This is a genomic window from Bacteroidota bacterium (genome assembly GCA_038746285.1).
Taxonomy (GTDB): domain Bacteria; phylum Bacteroidota; class Rhodothermia; order Rhodothermales; family JANQRZ01; genus JANQRZ01.
Window position 1 is genome coordinate 15,015 of sequence record JBCDKT010000005.1, and the last position, 15,510, is coordinate 30,524.

10 protein-coding genes, 1 tRNA gene and 1 pseudogene are annotated in these 15,510 nt (G+C 69.5%); 4 read left to right on the forward strand and 8 right to left on the reverse strand.

Translation table 11 applies throughout. From position 1 onward, the window contains the following. Positions 1–2: 2 nt before the first annotated feature. Positions 3–3,455, reverse strand: coding sequence for a choice-of-anchor D domain-containing protein (locus tag AAGI91_02840; protein MEM1041544.1), 3,453 nt, complete (start codon positions 3,453–3,455; stop codon positions 3–5). Between the two features lie 439 nt (positions 3,456–3,894). On the opposite strand from AAGI91_02840, the gene AAGI91_02845 reads away from it, so the two are divergent. Both AAGI91_02845 and AAGI91_02850 read left to right on the forward strand, forming a co-directional pair. Next, positions 3,895–3,967 (forward strand) — tRNA-Phe (locus AAGI91_02845). Positions 3,968–3,996: 29 nt separating this feature from the next. Continuing rightward, a pseudogene (locus AAGI91_02850) lies at positions 3,997–4,689 on the forward strand (Fic family protein). Positions 4,690–4,729: 40 nt separating this feature from the next. Here the strand turns inward: AAGI91_02850 and AAGI91_02855 are convergent. The 3 genes from AAGI91_02855 to AAGI91_02865 form a co-directional block, all read right to left on the reverse strand. After that, on the reverse strand, positions 4,730–5,026 hold the full coding sequence (locus tag AAGI91_02855; GenBank protein ID MEM1041545.1) for a GIY-YIG nuclease family protein: 297 nt from the start codon (positions 5,024–5,026) through the stop codon (positions 4,730–4,732). A gap of 174 nt (positions 5,027–5,200) precedes the next feature. Continuing rightward, on the reverse strand, positions 5,201–7,291 hold the full coding sequence (gene recG, locus AAGI91_02860; GenBank protein MEM1041546.1) for an ATP-dependent DNA helicase RecG: 2,091 nt from the start codon (positions 7,289–7,291) through the stop codon (positions 5,201–5,203). Positions 7,292–7,387: 96 nt separating this feature from the next. Further along, entirely contained in the window at positions 7,388–7,762 is a 375-nt protein-coding gene (locus tag AAGI91_02865) for a nuclear transport factor 2 family protein (GenBank protein ID MEM1041547.1), read from the reverse strand. 224 nt (positions 7,763–7,986) lie between these two features. On the opposite strand from AAGI91_02865, the gene AAGI91_02870 reads away from it, so the two are divergent. Then, complete coding sequence (locus tag AAGI91_02870) at positions 7,987–10,065, forward strand: GspE/PulE family protein (GenBank protein MEM1041548.1); 2,079 nt, start codon at positions 7,987–7,989, stop codon at positions 10,063–10,065. A gap of 18 nt (positions 10,066–10,083) precedes the next feature. On the opposite strand, the gene AAGI91_02875 is transcribed toward AAGI91_02870, so the two are convergent. The 3 genes from AAGI91_02875 to AAGI91_02885 are packed head-to-tail and all read right to left on the reverse strand — an operon-like array spanning position 10,084 to position 14,017. Beyond that, positions 10,084–10,671 carry a transposase gene (locus AAGI91_02875; protein ID MEM1041549.1) on the reverse strand — a complete coding sequence of 196 codons (588 nt, stop codon included), beginning with the start codon at positions 10,669–10,671 and terminating at the stop codon, positions 10,084–10,086. A gap of 34 nt (positions 10,672–10,705) precedes the next feature. After that, complete coding sequence (locus tag AAGI91_02880; GenBank protein ID MEM1041550.1) at positions 10,706–13,228, reverse strand: FtsX-like permease family protein; 2,523 nt, start codon at positions 13,226–13,228, stop codon at positions 10,706–10,708. A gap of 36 nt (positions 13,229–13,264) precedes the next feature. Next, positions 13,265–14,017 (reverse strand): ABC transporter ATP-binding protein, encoded by a 753-nt coding sequence (locus AAGI91_02885; GenBank protein MEM1041551.1) that lies wholly within the window; start codon positions 14,015–14,017, stop codon positions 13,265–13,267. 123 nt (positions 14,018–14,140) lie between these two features. Here AAGI91_02885 and AAGI91_02890 point away from each other — a divergent pair, with 123 nt between their 5' ends. Next, complete coding sequence (locus AAGI91_02890) at positions 14,141–14,845, forward strand: arylesterase (GenBank protein ID MEM1041552.1); 705 nt, start codon at positions 14,141–14,143, stop codon at positions 14,843–14,845. Here the strand turns inward: AAGI91_02890 and plsY are convergent. Then, the gene (gene plsY, locus AAGI91_02895) at positions 14,842–15,489 is read right to left on the reverse strand and encodes a glycerol-3-phosphate 1-O-acyltransferase PlsY (protein MEM1041553.1); all 648 of its coding nucleotides are present in this window, start codon (positions 15,487–15,489) and stop codon (positions 14,842–14,844) included. The two genes, AAGI91_02890 and plsY, sit on opposite strands and share 4 nt — an antisense overlap. Positions 15,490–15,510: the final 21 nt, after the last annotated feature.

Consider the following 15,510-nt stretch of genomic DNA (forward strand, 5'->3'; position numbering starts at 1 on the left):
ACCTAGCGGATCAGCACGAGTTTCCGGGTCGCCTCGTCGCGCGCAGTGGCCACGCGGAGGAGGTAGACTCCGCTGGGGAGACTACCGGCGCGGAAGGGCACCGTGTGGAGGCCGCTTGCGAGTACCCCGTCCACCAGCACAGCGACGCGCTCGCCGAGGAGGGTGTAGACGGCGACGTGGGTGTGCACCGAGGCGGGCAAGCGGAAGCGCACCGTCGCTCGGTCCCGCAGCGGGTTCGGCGCTGCCTGGAGCAGCACCACCCGGTCGCTCACGTCCTCGGGCTCCACGTCGGTGGCAGCGGCGACGGTGAACGTGATGGCGAGCGCCGTCCCGGCACCGCCCGACGCGTTCGCGCCCTCGAACGGCGTTGCCGTCAACTCGTACGCCCCCGGTGCTGGCGTCCACGGGTTGTAGTCGCCCTCGGCGTCGCCGGCAAGGGCGTAGGGCGCGCTGTTCTCCGTTTGGTAGTTTGCGTCGTCGTTCAGCCGGAACCGGACGCTCCCGACCACCGCAGGAACCGTGTTCGCGCGCACGTTGATGTGGGCCGGCATCTCTCCAACCACGAGCCGGTCTCCGTCCGCAAGCGGCCCCACGTCCTCGTCCGTGTCGGCGTCGACGAGGGTGAAGCTGGCGACGGCGACCGACGCGCTGCCGCCCGCTCCGGTGAGCGCTACGGTCGTCGTCGGCGTGTCCGGGTCGTCGCTGGCGATGCGGAGCGTGGCGCTCTTTCCGCCTTCGGAACTTGGGCTGAACGCGACCTCGGCCGCGGCCTCCCCGCCGGGGCCGAGCACGACCGGCGACGGGTCGGTCGCCAGCTCGAAGTCGGCTGCGTCGGGGCCGCCGAGCGCGAGCGACTGGACCGTCAGCGGAGCCGTGCCGGTGTTGCGGAGGCCGAGCGTGCGCGTGACCGTCTCGCCCACCTCGACGGCGCCGAAGTTGAGCGTGCCTGGTGCGATGCTGAGGTTCGGCGCGTCGGGGGCGTCGGTGCGGGTGAGGAGCGCGACCCAGTCCTCGGACGGGCTGCCCGGCGGCGTACCGAGCGACTGGTCCGCCCCTTCGCTCACGGTCGGGACGCTACCGCTCTGGAGCGCGCCCCCGTTCCGGGGGTCGAACCACGCGACGGTGTATGTCCCGGCGGGGATGTCGAAGGCGTCGGTCCCGTCGGGGAGGTAGACGGCCGCGACGAACCAGCCGTCGTCGGGCGCGTCCTGGGCGAAGAGGTAGGTGTCGCCGTCGGCCCCAACGGACGAGGCACGGACCGTCGCCATCTCGGTGAACGGGAGGTGGTCATGCATGAACGAGACCGCGTAGCGGGTGTAGTCCCAGAGCCGGTCGCGGCTGCGGAAGTCTTCGAGGTCGAGGTCGTTGTGGGGCCGGCTGTAGCCGAAGTACCACTCGACGCCCGCGCCGCCGGCGAAGAGGTTGGCCCAGAGCGCCTCGCCGCGGCAGGCGCGGTGGTTGTTGCCCGCCCCGTCGGGCGAGCACCCGACCGTCGCGTTGCCCGGCTCGTCGAGCGTGACGACCCACGGCCGCCCGGCGTCGGCGGAGCGGCGGACCCACTCCTCGCTCGGCCCGTAGCCGTTGTTCATCCCGCCGAGCTGGAGGCTCGGGCCGTCCAGGTTCGGGAACCCGAGGAGCGGGCCGAACACGGCCTCGTGGTCGCCGGGGTAGGTGTGGACCACGATCGGGTGGGCGTAGGGGTCGAGCGCGCGGACGTAGTCGGCGAAGGCGCGGCGCTGAGCGTCGGTGTTGGTGTTCTCCTCGCCGAGGTTCCACACGAGGGCCGGGTGGTAGCCGAAGCGGGCGACGAGTTCGCGGTAGTAGAGCTTGCGCTCGGTCCCGAGGTCGCCGCCGTTGAGGAGCTGGTCGTTCTCGGTCTCCTGGGTAAGCACATGGAGCTTCACGCCCCGGGCCGTCATGTGGCGGAGGACGACGTCCCACTGCGCGAGCTTCGAGACGTCGAAGCGGCGGCGCTCGCCGTAGGCCGTCCACGGGTAGACCTCGCGGCCGTCGCCCTGCACGTTCATCGTGATGAAGTACTGCGAGTTGACGCCCTCCGAGGCGAGGTAGTTGACCGCGCCGACGATCCGCTTGCCCTTGCCGCCCTGCCACGTCGGGTCGCCGCTCTGCCAGTCGCCGAGGTGGGGGTCGTAGCGGTGGAGGCCGTCGGTGAGGTCGTTGCCGCTGCCGCCGTTGTCCTGGGTGTTGTCGAACTCGTAGTAGCCGAGGAAATTCTCGGGGCTGTCGGCACCGCCCTTGATGAAGTACGAGCCGTCGTCGAAGCGGAGGTAGTGCTCGCCGACGTAGCGGAGCACGCCGCGTCCTCGGAAGTCGGGCGCGCTCTTGTCGGTCTCACCGACGGCGAACGACCCGGCGAGGCCATCGAACGCGGTCGGCGTCCCGGCCCCCGGGCTCAGGCTGACAGCGACGTCGGTGCCCTCGCGGAACGAGGCGGCGAACGTGTGGGTCCCCGTCTCGGCCGGGGTGTAGATCGCGCGCCATTGGTCGCCGGCGGCCGCGCTCGTCTCGGCCGCGTCGCCGTCGGCGGCGAAGAAGCCCGGGACGACGTGGACGGCCCCGCTTGGCGCCGTCACCGCGACGTTCAGGCGGTAGCGGAGGAAGGGGTTCGCACTGTCGCTCTCGCTGACGTCCGGCCCGGTGAAGGTGAGCGAGACCGGGTGCCACCGCTTCAACTCACCTTCGACGACCACGTCTCCCCCGCCGGAGTCCCCGTCGCGCGGCGACTCCGGGTTGTCGAGGTCGAGGGCGTCGCCGCTGCCGACGGAGCTGTGGTAGAGGACGAGCCGGTCGAGGAGGTGACCGTCGGAGCGGCCGGAGACACGGACGGTGTAGGTCCCCGGCGCGTCGAAGCGGGCGAAGAGGTCGTGGGCGTCGTTGTCGCTCGTGCGCGTGCTCCAGGTCCAGTCCGTGGTGCCGCTGGAGTAGGCCTTGAACCACCCGCCCGAGCCGGACCCGTTGGGCACGTCGCCCGTGCAGTCGTTCTGGGCCGGGTCGTAGCCCTTCGGGCAGACGATGCTGCCGTTGCCCTTCTCGCCGTAGAAGGCGTCGGCGTCGATCTTGAGCCACGAGTCGTTGTGCTCGGTCGCGTTCGAGCCGAAGCCGACCTTGCTCCGCCACTGGAAGCGGTAGGTGCCGGCCTGGCTGATCCGGACGGGGAAAGCCATCGTGCCCTGGCCGGGGTTGCCGTAGTTGTTGCCGTCGTCCCACTGGAGGTAGCGGCCGCCGGTAGCGCCGGGGAACGCCGGGTGGTCGCTGTCGGCCTCGTCCGGCATCAGCCGCCAGCCGTCGGGGTGGCCGCCGCCCGGGACGAGTTCCGTCTCGGCCTCGATGACGACAAGGCCGCCGGTTTCGAGGAAGGGCGCCTGCGCGGTGCTGGAGGGCGCGAGCAGAAGCAGGGCGGACCCTGCGAGGAGGACGAGGACGCTTCGGCTCAAACGTCGATCAGGACAAGTCATCGTTACCGTGGTAGGCTTGTGGTGGAAGTCGTAGCCCGCTCAGATACAGCGTCTTGGGCGTGAGCGAGGCATGCGGACAAGCCATCGCCTCTCCCAGCGGCCCGCTTAATCAGCTAGGCCGTGCGGGTCGAAACGGCAACCGAGCAGCCGACTCAAGCCGCCGGGAGCCAGGGCGCGCGGTTTTCGAGCCCGCTCAGCATTCCCTGACCCATCAGACTTCGCCCCCCACCGGATGCGGTCTTTTGGAAAGAGCCAAGCTGCGAAGCCTCGAACACCGAGCGGCGTGCGCTACCGTTCGAAGCCGGGTTGCTGCGTCCCGGCAGGCTGTGCCGGCCCGGCGGTGTCTTCACCAAGTTTCCCCCTCAGGCGCGCGGCGCGGGCTGCGTATATTCTCGCCCTGCGTTCGCGCAGCCCTCCAGGCCGGGTAGCTCAGGTGGTAGAGCAACGGACTGAAAATCCGTGTGTCGGCGGTTCGAGTCCGTCCCCGGCCACCTCCCCAGATGCTAAGTCGCCCGGCGAGTTCCGCCGCTCGCAGGTGTGGCTCGGCGGGCGGTGCCCGAGCCAGGCGACGTTCGTACCACCTCCGCCCGGTGAGGTGATGGGACGTCTCAATCCGTTCGGGCACTTCTTCCACGACCCGGACTACCCCGTACTGCTGAAAGCGGGCCTCGCGCATGTTCAGTTCGAGACGATCTACCCCTTCCTCGACGGCAACGGGCGCGTCGGGCCGCTGCTTATCACCTTGCTGCTACGCGAGCAAGACGTGCTGACAGAGCCGGTACTCTACCTCAGCCTCTACTTCAAGACGAGCCGGCAGGCGTACTACGATCACCTCCAGCGCGTCCGCACTGAAGGCGACTGGGAAGGCTGGCTCTGGTACTTTCTCAGGGGCATCCGGGACACGGCCCGCGAAGCCCTCCAGACGGCGCAGGAGGCGCTCGCTCTCTTCGACGCAGACCGAGGCAAAATCGAGGTTCTTGGGCGCGGTGCGGCGTCAGCACGCGCCGTCTTCGAGATGCTTCAGCGGCATCCCCTCACGACGATTCCCGCTGCGACCGAGCGGCTCGATTTGAGCTACCCGACGGTGCGGGACGCGCTCGGGCGCCTCGAAGGGGTCGGCATCGTGAAGGAGGTGACGGGCGAGGACCGGGGCCGACTCTACGTGTATGATCATTACCTGCGTCTCCTGGGCAAAGACACCGAGCCGCTCTAGCCCACGCGGGCGAAGCCGAGGCTTTCGGAAGCGGTGCGGATCACGCAGTCATGGCGTCTGCAAGATCGACGAGGTTGGGGTTCTGCTGGCGGACGAGGTTCCATTTCCAGTCGCGGTGCCAATTCTTGAGCTGCTTCTCGCGCGCAACCGCGTCGTTCGCGTCTCGGAACGTCCCGACCCAGAGCAAATCCCGGACGCGGTAGCGTTTCGTGAAGCCCTCAACGCGCCCCGCCTTGTGCTCTGCTACCCGCCGCGTCAAGTCGTTCGTCATCCCGACGTAGAGGACCGTCCGCCGTCGGTTCGACAAGATGTAGACATAATAGCGATGCACTTTCATCAGTCCGTTTCTCTCTCCTTCATGTCATCCCGAACTTGTTTCGGGATCTGAGGCTCATGCCATCCCTCACGAGACCCTGAAACGAGTTCAGGATGACAAGAGAGTGTTCAGGATGACAGGAGGGGGTAGAGTACTGTAATAGACGCCTTGGTCCACTCGGCGTAATCCGGCTACTCACCCTACGCGGGCGAAGCCGAGGCTTTTGGGGGCGGTGCGGGCGAAGGCGCGGCGGGTCTCGACGTGCTCGGCCTGCCGGAGGTCGGGGTCGCGCTCGACGAGGGCGAAGGCGGCTTCGCGGGCAAGACTTAGTAGTTCGGCGTCGCGGACGACGTCGGCGAGTTTGAAGGCCGGGAGGCCGGACTGGCGGGTGCCGAAGAAGTCGCCCGCGCCGCGGAGCTTGAGGTCGGTCTCGGAGATCACGAAGCCGTCGTCGGTGGCGAGCATGGCTTCGAGGCGCTCCTCAGCCTCGGCGGAGCGCTTGTAGTCGGCCATGAGGAGGCAGTAGCTCTGCTCCGCGCCCCGCCCGACGCGGCCCCGAAGTTGGTGGAGCTGCGAGAGCCCGAAGCGCTCGGCGTGCTCGATCACCATCACGGTCGCGTTCGAGACGTCGACGCCAACCTCGATCACGGTCGTGGCGACGAGGATGTCGGTCTCGCCCGACTTGAAGCGGTCCATCGCCTCCTCCTTCTCGTAGGCGAACATCCGCCCGTGGACGAGGTCGACCCGGTAGGGCCGGAACCGCTCCTGAAGATTCTCGAAGCCGGTCTCTGCGTCTTTGAGGTCGAGCTTTTCCGACTCCTCGACGAGGGGGTAGACGACGTAGGCCTGCCGCCCGGACCGGAGCTGGTCCTTGATGAACGCGTAGGCTTCCTCGCGGCGCTTCTCGGTGTAGAGCTTGGTCTGGATCGGCTTGCGCCCGGCCGGCCGCTCGTCGATGACGGTCACGTCGAGGTCGCCGTAGACGGTCATCGCGAGCGAGCGGGGGATGGGCGTCGCGGTCATGAGGAGCATGTGCGGGCGGGAGCCTTTGCGGAACATCCGCGCGCGCTGCATCACCCCGAACCGGTGCTGCTCGTCGACGACAGCGAGGCCGAGGTTCTGGAACTCGACCGTCTCCTCGATGAGCGCGTGGGTCCCGACCGCGACCGCCGCGCGGCCTTTTTTCAGGTCGCCCAGGATCTCCTCGCGGAGCTTCTTCCGCTGCCCGCCGATGAGCAGCCGGACCTCGACCCCGAGCGGTTCGAGGTAGTCTTTGAGGTTGGCGTAGTGCTGCTCGGTGAGGATCTCGGTCGGGGCCATGAAGGCGCTCTGGAAGCCCGAGTCGAGCGCCTGCATCATCGCCGCGACGGCGACGACCGTCTTCCCGCTCCCGACGTCGCCCTGGACGAGGCGGTTCATCTGGGTCCCGCTCATCGTGTCGGCCGCGATGGCCTCGACGGCCCGCTGCTGCGCGCCCGTCAGCGTGAACGGCAGCACCTCGGTCACGAACTGCCGCGCGAACTCGCCGGGTGCACGGAAGGCTGGACCGGCGACCTCGGCGCGCTGTTCGCGCGTGAGGGCGAGGAGGAGCTGGAGGAAGAACAACTCCTCGAACTTCAACCGCCGCATCGCCCGGCCGAGCTCGCCCCGGTCCTTCGGAAAGTGGATCGCCCGGAGCGCGACGTTGCCGGGGATGAGATCGTACTCCTCGCACACCCAGTCCGGCAAGACTTCGGGAATCTCGAGGCCGTGCTCCTTGATAAGGCCGTAGACGAGCCGCCGGAACGCCCGGCTGTTGAGGCCGACTTTTTCGAGCGCCGCGCCGCCGGGGTAGAGCGGGATGATGCGGCCCGTGTCGAGCGCCGCGCCCTCGTCGTCGAGCCGGTCGAAGTCAGGGTGGGCAAGGGAGAAGGTGCGGCCGTACTGCTCGGGCTTGCCGTGGAAGGCGAAGCGCCCGCCGGTCTCGAAGAGGCGCTGGATGTAGGTAGCGCCCCGGAACCAGACGCACTTGAGGGTGCCGCCGGAGGCGTCCTGGACGCGGAGTTCGAGCCGCCGCTTGCCGCCGCGCCCGGGGATCATCCCCTTCGCCTGGACGACCCCGACGACGGTCACCGGCTCGCCGGCCACGAGCTGGCGGATCGGGGTGACGGTCGAGCGGTCGAGGTAGCGCCGGGGGTAGGTGCGGAGGAGGTCGCGGAAGGTCTGGACGCCGGCCTTGCGCAACGGCTCGGCCCGCCGCTTCCCGACGCCCTGTAGTTCTTCGATGTCGGTGTCGAGGACGCTCACGTGCGGGGAGAGGGGAGAAAAGAGACGGCGGCAGGCGTGCGTGCCTGCCGCCGTATGGTACGCCTCGCGCGCGTGGTCTTCAACCCGCCGCCTGCGCTACGCCGACGGCTCGGAGGTGGCGTAGTAGAACCGGGCGTCGGTCACCTTGCCGTCCTTCCACACATAGCGCTCGACCTCTTCCAGGTTGGTCCGCTTGCCGTCGGCGAACGTCGCGTCGAACCAGGACTCGATCATGGACACGCCCGCGTCCTCGTTGGCGGTGACGACGTGGATGCCGCCGCCGTGCACCTCGCGGATCGACCCGAAGAACTCGGCCATGCGGCCGAGCTGGGTCTCGCGGCCCTGGGCGGTCTCACCGGTCGCCTCGGTGATCGTCACGTCGTCGGCGTAGTAGGTGTCGATGGCCTCTTTCCACTGGCCGGAGTCGGCGAGCTGGGCGAGGTCGTGGGTCATCTCAAGGATAGAAGGCATGGTAAACGAGAGGTAGGAGAATGGGAACGGTTGGTGCCGGGCAGGAAGCAGGAGACCCTCGCGGCAACCGCAATAAACACTGGAGCGGTGACACATGCGTGTCATACAAGCTGAGCTGCAACTCGAATCCGTTCGGGGGCTTCGCCCGGCCCGCTCTTAACTCGATTCTGCGCACGGCCGACACTCAGGCGACGCTCCTCCACTCCAAGCCGCTACTCTACCCAATGACGAACGAGCCCGCCCGGGACGAGACCTCCTCAACGGAGCCGCAGCCCAACGGTTCGGCAGCACCGGACGGGAGGGGTAGCTCCAGCCCGCCGCTACCGGACGCGATCAGCGAACTGCCGGATGCCATCAGCGAACTGCCCGCTTCCATCGGCGACCAGTTCGACGTGGCTCCGTCGGACACCGAGCTAGCGGCGGAGGCGTTCTCGCCGCTCAACGTCGAGGACCGGGTGGTGATCTCGCTGCTGTTCAACGAGGCGATCCGCGTGGAGCACGTCGAGCGGGCGTGGCACCGGCGGCACGAGCTAGCGCAGGAGGGGACGCCGGTCAAGCTCTGGCGCGCCCTGGCCATGGACCCGAGCCTCGACGCGTCGATGGTCTACGCCGAGGCGGCCAACGTCTTCGCGTTCAAGACCACGCAGTTCGCTAAAGACGCTGTCCTGGCCTGCATCCGCAAGGTGGAGGACCTGTTCTCGTCGGAGCAGTGGAGCCAGATGCAGGCGCTGAAGGTGTTGCCGGCGGCGGCCAGCGAAGAGCAGCAGGACGCGCCGACGCGCCGGGCAGCCGACAGAAAAAGGCCGGGCCGGGGGGCCACAGAGGCGCGGCCCGTCGGGCGCTGGATCTTCATCACCCACGACCCGACGAACCCGGAGATCCACCGCTTCCTCAACAAGCTCCACCTCCAGTCCTACGACCTCCAGTACGCCCCGGAAGACCTCCTCGCCGAACTCACCGAGGAGTCCGGCGTCAGCGAGAACGTGGTCCGCAACGAGTACCTGGAGAAGGTGCAGGAGAGTTCGGAGTACGCCTTCGACTTCGGGCTCGAGGCCGACGACGCGCCGCTCGTGGAGGACGAGGAGCTCGAAGCCGAGATCAACCGGAGCGCGCTCATCAACCTGTTCGAGGCTGCGCTTTTCGAGGGCGTGCGGCGCGGGGCCTCCGACGTCCACATCTGCCCCAACGAGGACGGCTACATCAGCATCAACTTTCGCGTTGACGGCGACCTCGCCCAGTGGTACGTCGAGGACAAGGCCCCGCCCGAGGCGTTCCTGGCTGTCGCCAAAGACCGGAGCCGCAACGTGGACCGGTTCGAGCGCGAGAAGGGCCAGGACGGCTTCATCCAGCGCACCGTCGACGGCACCCTCATCCGCTACCGCGTCTCGGTCCTCCCGATCGCGCACTCCGACCAGGAGACGCGCCACGAGAGCATCGTCATCCGCATCCTCGACGACAGCAAGGTCGTCGACAACCTCGACAAGCTCGGGCTCGGCGAGCGGGGGCTCCAGCTCTTCAAGGAGGCCATCCGGCAGCCGCACGGGATGGTCATCCTGACCGGCCCCACCGGCTCGGGCAAGTCGACGACGCTCTACGCTGCCCTCCACGAGGTCCGCTCCCCGAAGCGCAACGTCCTCACCGTCGAGGACCCCGTCGAGTACGTCCTTCCCGGCATCCGGCAGATCAAGGTCAGCCACAAGCTCTCGGTCAAGGAGGCCCTCCGCTTCATCCTCCGCCACGACCCCGACGTGGTGATGGTCGGCGAGATGCGCGACCAGGACACGGCCGAGCTCGGCATCAAGCTCGCCAACACGGGCCACCTGACGTTCTCGACGCTCCACACGAACGATGCCCCGAGTGCCGTCAGCCGCCTCTACAAGATGGGCGTCGAGCCCTTCCTAATCGCCCACTCCGTCACGCTCGTCGCGGCGCAGCGCCTCCTCCGGGTGCTCTGCCCGGCCTGCAAGCAGCCCGACCCCGACCCGGACCTGGAGACGCTCCGGCGCATGGGCTTCCAGCCCGGCGAGGGCGAGACCTTCCTCCGCGCCGCCCCCGCCTCGGGCTGCAAGAACTGCAACGGCAACGGCTACCGGGGCCGCCGCGCCGTAGCCGAGGTGATGGCGATGACGAAGCCCATCCGCGAGCGCATCATCCAGGCCGAAGGCAACCTCGACGAAGACGCCCTCCGCGACGCGGCCGTGGCCGACGGGATGACCACGCTCAAGGACGCCGCGTGGGCCGTCGTCCGCGAGGGCGAGACGAGCATCGAGGAGATGGTCCGCGTCGTCGGCGTGCTACACTGACTACGAGCCCTGCCGCTTTCAGACTGTGTCATCTGGTCCGTACCGGTCAAAGGTCCACCGGAGCGGATTGTCGGCGATATACCGGCGAGCGACGCCCAGTTCGCGCTCGTCCCGCAGGACGCGCTCGTGGTAATTGCGCTGCCAGACCACCACCCCCGGCGTCCCGCGCGCCGCGTTGACCCGTTTCGTGACGGCGGATTTGAACCCGGCGACAAGCGCCCCCAACGATTTTGGCGGAGGTCCCGGTCGTGCGTTTGGTCCCGACCGTAGGGGCGACCGGCCGGTCGCCCCTACGCCACCGGTGGGCGTTGCGTCATCGCCGATGATGCCGAAGATCCCGTGAACGTGGTTCGGCATGACAACAAAGGCGTCCAATACGACCTCGGCCCGGATATCCCCTGTCCGTTCCCATTCCTCCCACACCATCGCCCCGAGGCCCGACAGGCACATTCCCCCGTCCACGACCTCGCCGAACAGGGGCACCTGGCCGTGCGTGCAGATCGTCACAAAGTACACCCCGTCGGCGTAGCCGTGAAACGGCAGGCGGACCGAGCGGCGGCGCTGCCGAGTCGGGTCGTAGCGGCGGGCGGGTTCGGCGAGGAGCATACCTGGTAGACACAGGTCGCCACCCGACATAACCTCACCCTGCCGAGCGCAGCACCTCCAGCGGCGGGCGTTGGAGGATCCCCCGGCTCCCGACGAGGCCAATGGCGACCGTCAGCGCGGGCACGGCGAGGAGCGCGACGAGCACGCCGCCCCACGCCGGCACGAACGGCACCTCGAACACGAGCGCCGAGAGCGCCCACCCGCCGACGAGCGCGAGGCCGACGCCTACGGCCGCCGCGAGCAGCCCGAGCAGCAGGTACTCGGCGAAGAGGATCCGGCCGACCTGCCCGCGCGCTGCACCGAGCGTTCGCAGGAGCACGCTCTCCTCGATCCGCTGGAAGCGCGAGATGAGGACGGCCCCGGCGAGGACCACGAGGCCCGTCAGGATCGAGAAGAGAGCCATGAACTGGAGCACGAACGCCACCTGGCCGAGCACGCCTTGCACCAAGCCTAGGACGAGGCGGACGTCGACGATCGACACGTTCGGGTAGGCGCGGACGACCTCGCGCTGGAGCCGCGCCGAGGTCTCGGCGTCGCCGCCAGGCGTCAGGATGATGTCGAACTGCGGGGCCCCGTCGAGCGGGCCTTCGGGGAAGACGACGAAGAAGTTGGGCTGGACCCGCGCCCAGTCCACCTCGCGCAGGCTCGCGATCTCGGTCTCCATGCGGACGCCCTGCACGTTCCACGTCAGCCGGTCGCCGAGCCCGACGCCGAGGTCGCCTGCGATGCCGGCCTCCAGCGAGACCGGGACGACGGCGGTGTCGGCCGGGACGCGGGCGGCGACGCGGCCCTCGACGAGCGTCTCGGAGCCGATGAGCCCGGCGCGGTAGGTCGAGCGGTACTCGCGGCGGAGCACCCAGCCCGGCACCGTGCTGGCCGAGTCCTGCCGGATGGCGTCGGTGCTGCGCCCGTTGACGGCGGTGAGGCTCGTCGTCACGACGGGGATGCGGTCGAGGACCTCGCCGCCCTCCGACTCGATCAGGGACGCGATGCCGCCGCGCTGGTCGGGCTGGACGTCGAACAGGATCAGGCCGGGGGGCGACCCGCTGCTCGTGACGGCGATCTGGTCGAGGAGCGAGGTCTGGACGAGCCAGAGCGTGGCGATGAGGAACGTCCCGAGCCCAAGCGTGAGCATGAGCACGAGCGTCTGGTTGCCCGGGCGGTAGAGGTTCGCCAGGCCCTGCCGCGCGGTGTAGGGCCAGCCCGACGGGGCGACCCGGCGCACGGCGGCCATCACCCCGCGTGCCGCGAGCGCGAGGAGGCCGAGGACGGCCGCGATCCCGAGCGGGAAGCCGACCGCCGCCCGGGCGTCGCCCGTCTGCGCCCACGCGAACGCTGCCACGCCGAGCACCATAGCCCCGACGAGCGCGAGGCGCAGCGGGTCGAAGCCGCCCTCGCCCTCGGCCCCCGAACGGATCGCCCGGAGCGGTGGGATGCGCCGGACGCGGACGAGCGGGAGGAGCGCGAACACGAGCGCCACCGCCAGGCCGATCCCGATCCCTTCGGCGACGGCCCGCCACGAGACCGCGAAGGCGACCTCGACCGGGAGGAACGGTCCGAGGACGGCGGGCAGCACAGTCTGCACCGCCACGCCGAGGGCCGCGCCGAGGACGGCCCCGGCGAGGCCGAGCGCGGCGGCCTGGAGGACGTAGGCGCGGAGCGTCTGCCCCGCCGTCGCGCCGAGGCAGCGGAGCGTGGCGACCGTCTCGGCCTTCTGGCGGACGTAGACCGTGATCGCGCTCGCCACCCCGATCCCGCCGAGGAGGAGGGCCACGAACCCGACGAGCGAGAGGAACCGCCCGAGGTCGCCGAGCGCGTTGTTCCAGTCCTCCTGCGCCTCCATCGGCGTGTCCGCCCCCAGCCCGAGGGCACGCAGTGCCGGCCTAATCTCGGCGAGGACGGCCTCCTCGTCGGCCGCGTCGAAGCGGAAGTGGCGGCGGTAGTCGACCCGGCTGCCGAAGCCGAGAAGCGTCGTGTCGAGCGCGGCGAGGGGTACGTACACCCGAGGCCCGACGAACGAGCCGACGCCGGTCTGCCCCGCGATCTCGTCGATCCCGCCGGCGATCCGGTACGTCCGCTGCCCGACGCGGACGGAGTCACCGGGGGCCACGTCGTACTGCAGCAGAAGCGAGGCGTCGACGAGCGCTTCGCCCTCCGCCTGGTACGCGTCCGCCGCGCCCTCCGGGGTCGTCACGATCTCACCGTAGAACGGGTAGCCGCCTGCGACGGCGCGGACCTCGGTCAGCCGCGCCCCGCCGGTCGCGGGGAAGTAGGCCATCGAAGCGAAGGCGACCTCCTCGGCCTGGTCGCCGGGGTAGGCCCGCGCCACCGAGTCCACGAGCGCATCGCCCGGAGGCCCGAAGCCGCGCCGCGTGGACACCGTGAGGTCGGATCCGGTGAGCGACCGGGCCTGCTCGGCGACGGCCGTCTGGAGTCCGTCCGAGAACGAGCGAATCGCCACGAGCGCTGCCACGCCGAGGGCCGCCGAGGCGACGAAGAGAAGCAGGCGGCGGCGCGAGGTCCGGCTGTCGCGCCAGGCGAAGGTGAGGGAGAACATAGACGGAATGGGAAGAATGGGAAGACCGGGAGGATGTTAGCCGGAGGCGGAGCGAGGTGCCTCCTCCTTCATTCCTCCCACTCTCTCCACTCCTCCCACGCCACTATATCTTTCCGTCACCTCATCCCCCACGAGCCGACCCCCTCTCAGCCGCAAGACCCGCTCGGTGCGCGCGGCGAGGTCGAGGTCGTGGGTGACGACGACGAGCGCGGTGCCGGCCTCGGCGTTGAGGTCGAAGAGGAGGGCCTCGACGGTCTCGCTGGTCTCGGTGTCGAGGTTGCCGGTCGGCTCGTCGGCGAAGAGGATGCGGGGGCGATTGATGAAGGCCCGGGCGAGGGCGACGCGCTGCTGCTCGCCGCCGGAGAGCTGCGTCGGGTAGTGGTGCGTCCGGTCGCCGAGACCGACGCGCGCCAGCAGCCGCTCCGCCTCGGCGTCGCCGCGCACGCCGCGCAGCTCGAGCGGGACCGTCACGTTCTCCAGCGCGGTCAGCGTCGGGATCAGCCGGAACTGCTGGAAGATGAACCCGACGGACTCCCCGCGCACGCGCGAGCGCTCGTCTTCGTCGAGGGCATCGAGCCGCTCGCCGCACAGCTCGACCGTGCCCGAGGTCGGCCGGTCGAGGCCGGCCGCGAGGCCGAGGAGCGTCGTCTTACCGCTCCCGCTGGGGCCCACGACCGCGCACGTCGCCCCGTCGGCGAGGTCGAACGATACATCGTCGAGGACGGTCAGGCGACGGCTCCCGCTGTCGAAGGTCTTGGTGAGGTTGCGAACGGAAAGAGCGAACGACACAGAGGTGCGGGTTGGTGAGCGGCCGAACTGGTACGACCGGTCCCGTCGCCTGTTGCACCAGACGCCGAGGAACAGCCGGTGGTAGCTACGGTTTGCTTGCCCCCGTCACATCGGCTGCCTTCCATGCGCTTCGCTCTATCTGCCTGCCTGCTCTTCGCCCTCGCCGCCTGCTCGTCGCCGGACCCGGCAGAGGCTCCGCCCGTCGCCGAGCCAGCCGCCGTGACGACGACCGCCGAAGCCGACAGCGGCGCGGTGACGGTCGTCTACCTCGGCGACTCGCTCACGGCGGGCTATGGGTTGCCGCAGGGCGCGGACCAGGCCTACCCGGCGCTCATCGACGCCAAGGCGGACTCGCTCGGGATCGCGGTCCGCACCGTCAACGCCGGCATCAGCGGCGACACATCGGCCGGCGGCCTGCGGCGGATCGACTGGCTCGCGGGGCGGCAGCAGATCGACGTGCTCGTCCTCGCGCTCGGGGCCAACGACGGCCTGCGCGGGCTCCCCACCGACGCCCTGCAGGCCAACCTGGAAGCGATGATCGAGCGCGCCCGCACGTCGAACCCCGACGTACGCGTCGTCCTCGCCGGCATGATGGTGCCGACCAACATGGGCACCGGCTACGCAGAGCGCTTCGCCGAGGTCTTCCCGGCTGTCGCCCGCGAGCAGGGCGTGGAGCTCGTCCCGTTCCTCCTCGACCGGGTAGGCGGTGTCCCGGCCCTCAACCAGCCCGACGGCGTCCACCCGACCACGGCCGGCCAGCGCATCATGGCCGAGACCGTCTGGCGGGTCCTCGGCCCGGTCCTGAACGACGCGCGCGTCGAGGCCTAGCCTTTCTTTGCCCCGACGCGGCTCTCGGTCCCGTGCAGCAGCCGCCCGATGTTGGCGCGGTGCGTGAAGAAGATCAGGAACGGCACCACGATGCAGAACCACATCGTCGGGGCCGACACGTCTACCCCGAATACAGCCTCGCGCACGACCTGCGTCAGCGGGAGCGAGGCCGCCGCCGCCATCGATGCGAGCGAGACGTAGCGCGTCGTCGCCACAATGATCGTGAACAGGCCCAGGCCAACGAGGACCGGGACTGGCGCGAGGGCGACAACTACACCCGCGCCCGTCGCGACACCCTTCCCTCCCTTGAACCCAGCGTAGACCGTGTAGATGTGGCCGAGCACGGCCGCCGCGCCGGCAATGACCATCAGCCAGCCGGTCTCGTTAGGGTGGAAGAACGCAGGCTCCGCGCCTACCCGCAGGTACTTCCCGAGCGCGACTGCCAGAACGCCTTTCAGCAGGTCGATCGCCATCACGGCCATGCCCGGGCCTTTGCCGAGCGTGCGGAAGACGTTCGTCGCCCCCGCGTTGCCGCTGCCGTGCTGCCGGATGTCGATCCCGCGCAGCCAGCGCGCGGCGAGGATGCTCGTCGGGATCGACCCGATGAGGTAGCTGAGGGTGAGGATAACGAGAAGGGTAAGCATGGCCTGGGCGGGAAGTGGATA